Source organism: Actinomycetota bacterium (genome assembly GCA_035540895.1).
GTDB lineage: Bacteria > Actinomycetota > JAICYB01 > JAICYB01 > JAICYB01 > DATLFR01.
The window spans coordinates 1-11,426 of the sequence record DATLFR010000125.1 but is presented as its reverse complement, the minus strand read 5'-3'; the positions used below and the strand labels follow the sequence as shown (position 1 = coordinate 11,426).

Here is an 11,426-nt window from a genome sequence, read left to right as displayed (position 1 = left end):
GTTCACCGGCGAGCTGCGCCAGGGCGCCCTCGAGGGCGTGATGACTGACGCGGTGGCGAAGGCGTCCGGGCTCCCGGCCGCGCTCGTGCGGCGGGCGGTGATGCTCGACGGCGACCTCGGACGCGTCGCGGAGCTCGCGCTCAGGGAAGGCGAGGAGGCCGTGGCGGCGGTCGGGTTCCGCATCGGGAGGCCCGTGCTCCCGATGCTCGCCTCGACGGCCGACGACGTCGCCGCGGCCATGGACGGTCTCGGCGAGGCGTCGGTGGAGTGGAAGCTCGACGGGATCAGGGTGCAGGTGCACAAGCGTGGGAGCGACGTGCAGGCGTGGACGCGCAACCTCAACGGGTGCACGGAGCGGGTCCCGGGGATCGTCGCCGCCGTCCGGGAGCTGGAGGTCGACGAGGCCGTGCTGGACGGGGAGGCCATCTGGCTGGAGCTCGACCAGCGTCCGGCCGCCTTCCAGGAGACGATGAAGCGCATCCACGACGTCACCGGGTTCCTGTTCGACTGCCTGCACGTCGACGGACGCACGCTCGTGGACGAGCCTCTGCGAGAGCGGCTGGCCTGCCTCGAGTCGTTCGCCGGCCACCTGCGGATCCCCGGCGTCGTGACGTCGGATGTCCAAGAGGCGCAGCGCGTGCTGGGCGAGGCCCTGGATGCCGGCCACGAGGGCGTGGTCGTGAAGGACGTCTCGTCGACCTATGCCGCCGGGCGCCGCGGCAAGGCCTGGCGGAAGGTGAAGCCCGTCCGGACCCTCGACCTCGTCGTGATCGCCGTCGAGTGGGGGTCGGGACGCAGGCAGGGGTGGCTCTCGAACCTGCACCTGGGCGCGCGCGACCCGGCCACGGGCGGCTTCGTGATGGTCGGCAAGACGTTCAAGGGCCTGACCGACGAGCTCCTTCGCTGGCAGACGGCCGAGCTCCTGGCCCGGGAGACCGGACGCGAGGGCCACGTCGTGTGGGTGAGGCCGGAACTGGTCGTGGAGATCGGGCTGGACGGCGTGCAGACCTCGACCCGGTACCCGGGCGGCGTCGCCCTGCGCTTCGCTCGGGTGAAGCGGTACCGCGACGACAAGGACCCGGCGGACGCCGACACGATCGAGACCGTCCGGGCTCTGCGCGGCCGGTAGTCTGGACGTTCGCGAGCGAAAGAGGTGCAGATGGAGTACCGCCGGCTCGGCCGCGCGGGGGTCAAGGTCAGCGTGCTCTCGTTCGGGTCGTGGGTCACGTTCAAGTCCCAGCTCGACGACGGGCTCGCCCTCGAGTGCATGCAGGCCGCCTACGAGGGCGGCGTCAACTTCTTCGACAACGCAGAGGTGTACGCGGGGGGCGAGTCGGAGAGGATCATGGGCCGGGTCCTCGCGAAGGCGGGCTGGCCGCGCCACAGCTACCTCGTCTCGACGAAGTTCTTCTGGGGGCTCCACGACGGGCCGAACACCCGCAACACCCTGAACCGCAAGTACCTGATGCAGGCGATCGATGGATCGCTGGACCGCCTCCAGCTCGACTTCGTCGACCTCGTCTTCTGCCACCGGCCCGACCCCGACACGCCCGTCGAGGAGACCGTCTGGGCCATGTCGGACATCGTCTCCTCCGGCAAGGCCCTCTACTGGGGGACGTCGGAGTGGAGCGCGGACGAGATCCGGGCCGCCTGGGAGACGGCGGACCGCCACCACCTCCACAAGCCGGTGATGGAGCAGCCCCAGTACCACCTGCTGCACCGCGAGCGGGTGGAGGACGAGTATGCCCGGCTCTACGACGACATCGGGCTCGGGCTCACCACCTGGAGCCCGCTGGCCTCCGGACTGCTCACCGGGAAGTACCTCGAGGGCGTGCCGGAGGGGAGCCGGGCCGCGCTCGCCGGCTACGAGTGGCTGCGCGACAGGCTGACCGACGAGCAGGCGAACGCGACCGTCCGGCGCCTCAAGGCGATTGCGGACAACCTCGGGTGCTCGCTCGCCCAGCTGGCCATAGCCTGGTGCGCGCGCAACCCCAACGTCTCGACGGTGATCCTCGGCGCCAGCCGGCCCGAGCAGGTACGCGAGAACCTCGGCTCCCTGGACGTGCTCGGGCGCCTGGACGACGACGTGATGGCGCGGATCGAAGAGGCCCTGGAGGCGGTGTGACCCGCAGCCAGGACTGGTTCGGTCGCGACCGCGGGGTCCACGGGTTCATCCACCGGAGCTGGTTCCGACGCGGGCTGCCCGACCACGCCTTCGACGGCCGTCCGGTGATCGGCATCTGCAACACCTGGTCGGAGTTCAACCCGTGCCAGCTGAACCTGCGCGACATCGCCGACCACGTGAAGCGGGGCGTGTGGGAGGCAGGGGGCGTGCCGCTCGAGTTCCCCTCGATCTCGCTGGGGGAGTGCAGCATCCGTCCCACCGCCATGCTCCTGCGGAACCTGATGTCGATGGCCGTCGAGGAGTCGATCCGCGGCAACCCGATGGACGGCGTTGTCCTGCTCGGCGGTTGCGACAAGAACACGCCGGCCATGCTGATGGGAGCCGCCAGCGTCGACCTCCCGGCCATCTGCCTGTCGTCCGGTCCGATGCTCAACGGGAAGTACCGGGGCCAGGACGTCGGGTCCGGGACGATGGTGTGGAAGTACTCCGCCGAGGTCGCGGCCGGACGGATGTCGATGGACGACTTCCTGGCCGCCGAGAGCTGCCAGACGCGCTCGGACGGCCACTGCATGACGATGGGCACGGCTTCCACGATGGCCTGCCTCATCGAGGCGATGGGGATGTCCCTCCCGGGGGCGGCCGCCTACCCGGCTCCCGACACGCGGCGGCGCGCGCTGGCGCACCTGACGGGGCGCCGCATCGTGGAGATGGTGCGCGAGGACCTGCGCATCTCGAAGGTGCTGTCCAGGACGTCCTTCGAGAACGCGATAAAGGTGAACGCGGCCATCGGGGGGTCAACCAATGCCGTCCTCCACCTGAAGGCGATCGCCGGACGGGTGGGCATCCCGCTCGACCTCGAGGACTGGGACAAGCTGAGCCGCGACGTCCCGCTGCTCGTGAACCTGATGCCCTCGGGCGAGTTCCTGATGGAGGAGTTCTGCTACGCGGGCGGCCTGGGAGCGGTCCTGCACGAGCTCGCCGACGTGATCGACGGGTCGGCCATGACGGTCACGGGGGCCCCCATCGCGTCCTACGCCGAGGGAGCCGAGGTACACGACCGCAGCGTGATCGCCACGCGCTCAGAGCCGGTGCTCGAGGAGTCGGGGATAGCGGTCCTGCGCGGGAACCTGGCTCCCAAGGGAGCGATCCTCAAGCTGTCGGCGGCCTCGCCCGCCCTGCTCACCCACACGGGTCGGGCGGTCGTATTCGAGTCGGTCGAGGACTACCGGGCCCGCATCGACGACCCCGGCCTGGACGTCGACGAGACGTGCGTGCTCGTCCTGAAGGGGTGCGGTCCGAAGGGCTACCCGGGGATGGCCGAGGTCGGGAACATGAAGCTGCCCCGGAAGCTGCTGGAGCGCGGGGTGGAGGACATGGTGCGCATCTCGGACGCGAGGATGTCCGGGACGGCCTTCGGCACGGTGATCCTGCACACGGCCCCCGAGGCGGCCGCCGGCGGACCGCTGGCCGTCGTCCGGGACGGGGACATGGTCACGCTCGACGTCCCGAACCGGCGGCTGACGCTCGAGGTGTCGGAGGCCGAGCTCGCCGATCGGCTGCGGACCTGGGAGCCGCCTCGGCCCCCGGACCGCGGCTGGTACAAGCTCTACGTCGACCACGTGCTGCAGGCCGACGAGGGCGTCGACCTCGACTTCCTGGTCGGGTCGTCCGGTTCAGAGGTGGAGCGCCAGTCCCACTAGGCCTTCGGGCGGTCGAAGAACGTCATCACCCGCGTAGCGAACATGAGGTCGCCGGACACCTTCAGCTGGCGCCGCATGAACAGCTGGGGACCGTCGGCGTGGCCGGTGACGAGCTTCGCGAACGTGACGAGGTCGGTGCCCAGCGCGACGCGGGGGTCGGCGGGCTTCGCCTCGTCGATCGTGCAGGTGCCGTTGGCGATCCTGACCGCGTAGTCGTACTCGGCTCCCTCGTCGCTGATGGTGAAACCGATCGTGGTGTCGAGGTCGCCCGCCCGGTCCGGACGGAAGTGGTCGCGCATGCGTCCGAAGATCCCGTCCAGCACCTTCTTGGCTCCCACGCCGCGCAGGATCTCGCGCAGCTGGTCGTCGTCGAGCTGTCCGACCAGCCCGGAGAACTCCTCCGCCGAGATCTGGGAGACATCGATGTCCTGGAACGCGTCGCTCATCGCTTCCTCCTTCCCGCGCCCACCAGAGGGCGTCCGAACAGCTTCGAGAGCTTGAGCTTGGCGCTCAGCGGCCCGTCGATCCGCATCCGACCCCCGACGACCGAGCGCAGGGGGTCGGTGCGTTGCACGGCCACCTTCGTCCACTCCGGCACGGTCGTGCGGATGACCAGGGCCGGCGAGTCGGCGGGCGCGTCCACCGCCTCCACGTGTCCGTCGTTCGCACGCACGTGCCACGCCGGGCCGTCGGAGAACCGCCACTCCACGGTCCCGCCTATCCGGCGGAGCACGTCGGGCTGGGCCTCGTCGGCCATGATCTCGAAGATCATGCGCAGGACCTCCGGGGTCGGACTCGGCTCGGCATCGGTGCCGATCACGCCGCACCGGACCAGCTCCCAGGCCCTCGTGGCGCGCTCCTCGTAGCTGAGGTCGCTCTCCAGCCGCGAGAGCATGGGGATATCGGACGGGTCGATCCCGGCCCGGCGCACCTTCGTCTCGAACGACCGCATCCCGAAGGCGAAGACCTCCGGGACCCCGAACCCGAGCGCCCGCGGGTAGGCCTCGTCCATGCCCGGGGGAGCGAAGACACCGGCCGCCCACCCCAGGACGCGGTCCCACATCTCGATCGCGGCGGCTCGGCACTCGGGCGACGAGCGGACGAGACGCCCCAGGAGCAGGACCCCGTACGCGACGTGGCGCGACTCGTCGTTGGCCACGTGCTGGACCCCCTGGCGGAACCCGGGCATGACGTCCATCCGCTTCATCGACTCCCGCAGGAAGTGCTGTCCGGGCACGGCCAGCAGCCCCTCGACGACCAGGTGGTACAGGGAGACCGTCTGCGCGAGCAGCGCTCGGTCGCGGGGTTTGCGGCGCAGCTCGTCCGTGACGCGGTCGAGCTCGCCGAAGACCTGACGGAATCCCCAGGTGAGGTGGGACTCGGCCTTGCGCAGGGTGGTCGTCGTGTCGGACCCGACCGAGGCCACCTCGCGGAGGAACCGGTCGAAGAAGACGTGGTGCCGCGCCTCGTCGACGATCTGGGTGGCCAGGAAGATCTGGTCGGACAGCTCGGGCGAAGCGTCCATCACCGGCGTGAGCGTGCGGGCGACCGCTTCCTCGCCGACCAGGAACATCGAGGAGATCCACAGGACGCTCTCGCGCTGCCTGTCGTCGAAGCGCTCACGCCAGTGCCCGGCATCGGGCGTGAAGTCGATGGAGTTGGCGCTCCAGTTGTGCTGCTCCCACAGCCCGTAGAGGCGCTCGGGCGAGATGACCTCGTTCGAGACGTCCACGGTGGCCTCCCACGTGTAACCAGCGGTTACTGTTACCATAGGTTACATGAACGCGCGGGTCGTGGCCACCCGGGGGGAGGCGTGGAAGAGCGACCGGCGCGCGCGGCTGCTCGACGCCGCCGACCGGGCGATCCGCCGGCTGGGCCCCCGCGCTTCGATGGACGACATCGCGGCCGAGGCCGGGGTGACGAAGGTCGTCCTGTACCGGTACTTCGGCGACAAGGGCAGCCTGTTCGCCTCCCTCGCCCAGCGTTACCTCGACGAGCTGCTCCCCGAGCTGCGCGCGGCGCTCACGGCCGGTGGGGACCCACTCGAGCGTCTGCACCGCACGATCGAGGCATACGTGGCGTTCATCGACACCCATCGGGAGGCCTACGACTTCCTGATGCGACGGGCCGTCCGGGAGGAGGGGAGCGCGCAGGAGGCGATCACCGATTTCATGCGCGCCGTCGCCGACGAGGTGGCCGACGTGATGGCGGCCGAGATGGACGCGCTGGGCATGGCGCCCATCCCCGCCGAGCCGTGGGCGCACGGGCTCGTGGGCATGGTGCAGATGGCCACCGATCGGTGGCTCCACCAGCCGGACGTGGACCGGGAGACGCTGGTGACGCTGCTCGTGGCCCTGCTGTGGCGCGGCTTCGGCGGGCTCCGCGAGTCGTCCCTGTGACGGGTCAGCCGACCCTGATCCCCATGACCGCGGCCACGAGGACCACCGCGGCCAGGTAGATCACGGCCGGGGTGCGGGATCGGTCCCGCGCGAGGACCCTCGTCGCGACCAGTGGCGCGGCCGCACACGCAGTGAGCGCGAGGACCTGGAGCGCCACGTACCACTTCCTCGGGGAGTCACGGCCGGTCGGGAAACCCTGGAGCTCGAAGAGGATCGACAGCGCCGAACCGAAGGCGAAGAGGGTGGCGAGGAGGTAGACGGCGACCAGCGCGGCGAGCCGGACCCGTCTCAAGCCGCCATCGCGAACCGGACGAGGTAGGGGGTGGGTCTCCCCTCGACGTTGTCGCCCGGTCCGACGCCCAGCCGCTCGGAGAGCGGACCACCGTCCGACCGCTCGATGACCACCTCGACCTCGTACGAGTTCGCGTCCGCCGCCTCGAGCGAGCGCAGCTCCCAGCCCCGGTAGGACGGGTCGTACAGCGCGGGGGAGCCGGACGCGTACTGCTCCTGAGCGACCGGCGTCAGGTGCACCTCGGCTCCCGACCCGGACAGACGGGCCTCCATGAACTCGTCGACCAGCGCGCGGACCGCCCCCTCCGGGTCGTCGAAGCCCTCCGCGGGCTCCCCGAGCTCAGGGTGGGGTGACGGGGACGCGGTGGGGAGGTCCGACGCGCACCCGGTCAGGGTGAGTGCCACGACGAGCAGGACGATACGGATCATCTCCGACAAGATGACATGACCCGACCTCCCGGCGGGTAGTGTCCCGTCTCGGGTAGGGAAGGGGCTCCGTCCCGGAGGAGGCCGTGGGGCTCAGACCGACACACGCTCGCACCACGACGTCGGCGCTCGTGGTCTACGGCCTCGTCGGGGGGGTGGCCGTCGCGCTGTTCATGGCGCTCCCGTCCCCAGGGCTCTCTCGCGACATCCTGTTCTCGGCCGTCTCCGCCCTCGGGTTCGCCGGTGTCGTCGCAGGCGTGAGGATCCATCGTCCCGTGCCCCGGGTGCCGTGGATCCTCATCGCTGCGGGGGTGGGGTTCTGGCTCGCGGCCAGCCTGGTCTGGCTGGCGGAGGCGGCCCTCGGGGACGACGGCTCCGGCGTCAGCCCGGCCGATCTGTTCTTCGCTGTGATGTATGTCTTGTTCTCCGCCGGCCTCATGCTCCTCCTGCGCGCGCGGGGCACGGGTTCGAACGACGCCACTCCGTACCTCGACGCGGCGATGATCACGCTGGGCATGGCGTCCCTGGTCTGGGCGATCTTCCTCGCTCCCCACGCCTCCGATCCGTTGGCCGGGATCGTGGAGACGGTCGTGCGGGCGTACTACCCGATCGCGGACACGATCCTGCTCGGCATCCTCGCCCTCTTCGGTCTGACGTACGGCGAGCGCGGGACGTCCTTCCGGCTCATGATCGCCGCGGTGGCGCTGCTGGTGGTACCCGATTTCGCGTGGACGGCGGCCCGGTTGTCCGGGAGGTTCCCCGACGACGATCTCCTCTTCGTCCCGTGGATGCTCTTCCTGATCTCTTGGGGAGCGGCGGCGCTGCATCCATCGATGCGGGACCTGGGGCGCACGCAGGCGCGCACCCCGAGCACGGCCATCAGCCGCAGGATGCGCAGGACCGTGACCGCCACCGCCTCCCTCGTCCCCCTGGGAGTGGTGGCCGTCCAGGTGGCGCGGGGCGCGACGTGGGAGATCTACCCGACGTTGGGCCTAGCAGCCGTCACGGTGCTGCTGGGCGGGGTCCGGGTCGGCGCCCTCTCGAGGGAGGTCGTACAGGAGCGAGCGACCTCCCAGGCCCTCGAGGATGCGCTCTCCCTCCAGACGGCCCACGCGAAGGCGCTGTCGGAGGCGAACGAGATGAAGGACGCATTCCTCTCGGCCGTCTCCCACGAGCTGAGGACGCCGCTCACCAACGTCCTCGGGTACGTCGACACGATGCGCCGGGCGGACGAGAGGCTCTCCCCGGAGCAACGGGCGGACTTCCTGGAGCGCCTGGTCGCGAACGCCCAGAGGCTGGACCGACTCCTGGGGGACCTGCTCGACGTCGACCGCCTGGCGCGGGGGACGGTCCGGCCGGTGGGGGAGCCGACCCGGTTGGACCACGTGGTCGAGCGCGTCGTGGCCGTGGCGGGGGCCGTGGACGGACGGAGACTGTCGGTCTCCGTGGAGCCCGTCGAGGCGTGGGTCCAGGCCGGCCACGTCGAGAGGATCGTGGAGAACCTGCTGTCGAACGCCGTCCGGTACACGGAGGACGACGTCCCCATCTGGGTCAGCGTGACGCGGGTCGAGGGGGGTGCGTTGCTCTCGGTGGAGGACGCCGGGCCGGGCGTCCCGGCCCACCTGCGGGAGGCGATCTTCGACCCGTTCTTCCAGGGCCCCGGCCGCGTCGAGCACTCACCCGGCGTCGGGATAGGACTCTCCCTCGTCGCCCGGCTGGCGCAGCTGGCGGGCGGAAAGGTGTGGGTGGACCCTCGTCCGGGGGGAGGAGCCTGCTTCCGGGTCCAGCTGCCCGTGGCTGCCCCGGCGAAGCTCCCACCGGGGACGGATCGCTCGTTGGACGCCGCGTCCGTCGTAGGGTCGGTCCTCCGCACGGTCCAGGCGCTGACGGGGCTGGAGTCGGTCTACCTCACCCGCATCGACTGGGCTGCGGAGGAGCAGGAGATCGTCCAGGCCTACAACACGGGAACGCTCAGGATCAGAGCCGGAGACCGGATCGCCTGGACCGACACCATCTGCCGCCGGGCGCTGGTGGAGGGGCCTGCCTTCTCGTCCGACGTCGCCGTGGGCATGGGTGACCCTCCCTCGGCCGCGTCCCTGGGCATCGTCACGTACGCGGGATTCCCGGTCGTCGGGGAGGACGGCGGGGTCGCCGGGACCCTATGCGCCGCGGACGGACGGTCCCGTGACCTGCACCTCCGCGCGCGGGACCTGATGCAGGTCCTGGCCGACCTGCTCACGCCGTTCCTGGCGAGCGCCGGGGAGCGGCGGCCGTAGGGCGCGCTGCGGCGCCGGCCTCCGCCTGATTCACTTAGGTCATGCAGACGCAGGAGCAGATCCGCAACCTCGCGATCATCGCGCACGTGGACCATGGCAAGACGACCCTCGTCGACGCCATGCTCCGCCAGACCGGCACGTTCCGGGAGCACCAGGAGCTCGTCGACCGGGTCATGGACTCGATGGACCTCGAACGCGAGAAAGGCATCACGATCCTGGCCAAGGTGGCCTCGGTCACCGTGGACGGGGTCCGCATCAACATCGTCGACACCCCCGGGCACGCCGATTTCGGCGGGGAGGTGGAGCGTTCCCTTCACATCGTGGACGGGGCGCTGCTCCTCGTCGACGCGTCCGAGGGACCGCTGCCTCAGACGCGCTACGTCCTGCACAAGGCGCTGCATCGCCGGCTCCCGATCGTCGTCTGCCTCAACAAGGTGGACCGCAAGGACGCCCGGCCCCAGGAGGTGCTGGACGAGGTCTACCAGCTCTTCTTCGACCTGGACGCGGACGAGCACCAGATCGAGTTCCCGGTCGTCTACGCCAACGCGCGGGAAGGACGCGCCGGTCCGGCCGCGGACATGCTCTCCGACGACCTGGGGCCGCTCTTCAAGGCGCTGCTGGAGGTCACCCCGCCCCCGAGGTTCACCGCCGGACACCCTCTGCAGGTGATCGTGTCCAACCTCGACGCGGACCCCTACGTGGGCCGGCTCGCGATCGGGCGGATCCGCAACGGCGCGATCGCCACGGGCGACACGGTCGTCGTCGCCGGGGAGGACGGCCCTTCGGCTCCCCAACGCGTCACGAAGCTGATGGGCCCGAGCGGTCTCGGTTTCGCGCCGGTGGACCGGGCCGAGGCGGGAGACATCGTCGCCATCGCCGGCCTGGAGGAGGTCCTGGTCGGCCAGACGGTGACCGACCCCGCCGATCCGCGTCCGCTCCCGCTCCTGCACGTCGACCAGCCGAGCCTGCACATGGAGTTCGGGGTGAACACGTCGCCCCTAGCCGGGCGCGAGGGCAAGTTCCTCACCGCCCGCCACCTCAAGGCCCGCCTCGAGCGTGAGGCGCTGGGCAACGTGTCCGTCCGGGTGCTGCCCACCGACTCGCCCGACACCTTCGAGGTGCAGGGGAGGGGTGAGCTGCAGCTGGCCGTCCTGATCGAGCAGATGCGCCGCGAGGGCTACGAGCTCCAGGTCTCGAAGCCGGAGGTCATAACCAGGGAGGTCGACGGCAAGCTGTGCGAGCCGGTCGAGGACGTGACGATCGACGTCCCCGAGGAGTTCATCGGCGTGATGACCGAGCAGCTCTCCCTGCGGAAGGGCCGGATGTCGTCGCTGACGAACCACCAGACGGGGTGGGTACGTCTGGAGTTCCGGGTCCCCGCCCGGGGCCTGCTGGGCTTCCGCACCCAGATGCTTACCGATACGAAGGGCACGGCGATCCTCCACCACGTCTTCGCCGGGTACGAGCCGTGGGCGGGCGAGATCCGCCACCGGATGACCGGCGTGCTCGTCGCCGACCGCGCTGGGGTCACGACCTCCTACGCGCTGGACCAGCTCCAGGAGCGCGGCGAGCTGTTCATTGGACCGGGCACCGAGGTGTACGAGGGGATGATCGTGGGCGAGAACGCCCGCCACGACGATATGGACGTCAACCCCACGAAGGAGAAGCAGAAGACGAATATCCGCGCTGCGGGGTCCGACGACGCGATCCGGCTCGTCCCCCATCGCGTGCTCTCGCTGGAGCAGGCGCTGGAGTTCGTGTCCGTGGACGAGCTCGTGGAGCTGACGCCCGTGTCCATCCGTCTGCGCAAGCGGACGCTGGACAGGGCGGTCCGAGGCCGGGAGACGAAGCGGGCGAAGCAGCGGGACTGACCGGTCCTACCGGTCGGGCCCCTCCGCCACCTGGGTCTGGTGGACGAGCACGGGCGCCTGCTCGTTCAGCATCTCGAGCCTCACGGCGATCAGCCCGGCGCCGGTCGGCGCGATCAGCGAGAACGCCTGGCGCGAGAGGTCGATGCACCGGCCGTCCACGTACGGCCCCCGGTCGTTCACCCGGACCACCACCGATCGGTTGGTCGACATCTCGGTGACGACGAGCCGGGTGCCGAAGGGGAGGGTCCGGGAGGCGGCGGTGAGCAGCCGCGGGTCGTACCGCTCCCCGGTCGCCGTCACGCGTCCGGTCTCGTACCAGCTCGCGATGCAGGTGGAGA

General features: G+C 70.5%; 11 protein-coding genes. 6 read left to right on the top strand and 5 right to left on the bottom strand.

Features of this window, described 5'->3' with window-relative positions; all coding sequences use genetic code 11:
* The 3 genes from VM840_06990 to VM840_06980 form a co-directional block, all read left to right on the top strand.
* On the top strand, nt 1-1,129 hold a 1,129-nt coding region (locus tag VM840_06990; GenBank protein ID HVL81317.1), incomplete at its 5' end, for an ATP-dependent DNA ligase.
* Nucleotides 1,130-1,159: 30 nt separating this feature from the next.
* The gene (locus VM840_06985) at nt 1,160-2,125 is read left to right on the top strand and encodes an aldo/keto reductase (protein HVL81316.1); all 966 of its coding nucleotides are present in this window, start codon (nt 1,160-1,162) and stop codon (nt 2,123-2,125) included.
* The gene (locus VM840_06980) at nt 2,122-3,825 is read left to right on the top strand and encodes an IlvD/Edd family dehydratase (GenBank protein HVL81315.1); all 1,704 of its coding nucleotides are present in this window, start codon (nt 2,122-2,124) and stop codon (nt 3,823-3,825) included. Before VM840_06985 ends, VM840_06980 begins: the two co-directional genes overlap by 4 nt.
* On the opposite strand, the gene VM840_06975 is transcribed toward VM840_06980, so the two are convergent.
* Both VM840_06975 and VM840_06970 read right to left on the bottom strand, forming a co-directional pair.
* Nucleotides 3,822-4,271 carry an SCP2 sterol-binding domain-containing protein gene (locus VM840_06975; GenBank protein HVL81314.1) on the bottom strand — a complete coding sequence of 150 codons (450 nt, stop codon included), beginning with the start codon at nt 4,269-4,271 and terminating at the stop codon, nt 3,822-3,824. The genes VM840_06980 and VM840_06975 overlap by 4 nt on opposite strands.
* Nucleotides 4,268-5,557: a ribonucleotide-diphosphate reductase subunit beta gene (locus VM840_06970; GenBank protein HVL81313.1), complete on the bottom strand. Its 1,290-nt coding sequence runs from the start codon at nt 5,555-5,557 to the stop codon at nt 4,268-4,270. The genes VM840_06975 and VM840_06970 overlap by 4 nt, the downstream gene beginning before the upstream one ends.
* Before the next feature lie 46 nt (nt 5,558-5,603).
* On the opposite strand from VM840_06970, the gene VM840_06965 reads away from it, so the two are divergent.
* Nucleotides 5,604-6,224, top strand: a complete 621-nt coding sequence (locus VM840_06965; protein ID HVL81312.1) for a TetR/AcrR family transcriptional regulator — start codon at nt 5,604-5,606, stop codon at nt 6,222-6,224.
* A 4-nt stretch (nt 6,225-6,228) separates the two neighbouring features.
* Here the strand turns inward: VM840_06965 and VM840_06960 are convergent, their stop codons facing one another.
* Complete coding sequence (locus tag VM840_06960; GenBank protein ID HVL81311.1) at nt 6,229-6,516, bottom strand: hypothetical protein; 288 nt, start codon at nt 6,514-6,516, stop codon at nt 6,229-6,231.
* Nucleotides 6,513-6,944, bottom strand: a complete 432-nt coding sequence (locus VM840_06955) for a hypothetical protein (GenBank protein ID HVL81310.1) — start codon at nt 6,942-6,944, stop codon at nt 6,513-6,515. Before VM840_06955 ends, VM840_06960 begins: the two co-directional genes overlap by 4 nt.
* 83 nt (nt 6,945-7,027) lie before the next feature.
* On the opposite strand from VM840_06955, the gene VM840_06950 reads away from it, so the two are divergent.
* Together VM840_06950 and typA are read left to right on the top strand one after the other, a co-directional pair.
* Entirely contained in the window at nt 7,028-9,217 is a 2,190-nt protein-coding gene (locus VM840_06950; protein HVL81309.1) for an ATP-binding protein, read from the top strand.
* Between the two features lie 41 nt (nt 9,218-9,258).
* Nucleotides 9,259-11,088: a translational GTPase TypA gene (gene typA / locus VM840_06945; GenBank protein HVL81308.1), complete on the top strand. Its 1,830-nt coding sequence runs from the start codon at nt 9,259-9,261 to the stop codon at nt 11,086-11,088.
* Nucleotides 11,089-11,094: 6 nt separating this feature from the next.
* On the opposite strand, the gene VM840_06940 is transcribed toward typA, so the two are convergent.
* Nucleotides 11,095-11,426, bottom strand: a 332-nt coding sequence (locus VM840_06940) for a septal ring lytic transglycosylase RlpA family protein (GenBank protein HVL81307.1), incomplete at its 5' end; no start/stop codon positions are given.

Coding starts and splice junctions, on each gene's coding strand:
- VM840_06985 (HVL81316.1), top strand. CDS start 1,160: ATGGAGTACCGCCGGCTCGGCCGCGCGGGGGTCAAGGTCAGCGTGCTC.
- VM840_06975 (HVL81314.1), bottom strand. CDS start 4,271: ATGAGCGACGCGTTCCAGGACATCGATGTCTCCCAGATCTCGGCGGAG.
- VM840_06965 (HVL81312.1), top strand. CDS start 5,604: ATGAACGCGCGGGTCGTGGCCACCCGGGGGGAGGCGTGGAAGAGCGAC.
- VM840_06955 (HVL81310.1), bottom strand. CDS start 6,944: ATGATCCGTATCGTCCTGCTCGTCGTGGCACTCACCCTGACCGGGTGC.
- typA (HVL81308.1), top strand. CDS start 9,259: ATGCAGACGCAGGAGCAGATCCGCAACCTCGCGATCATCGCGCACGTG.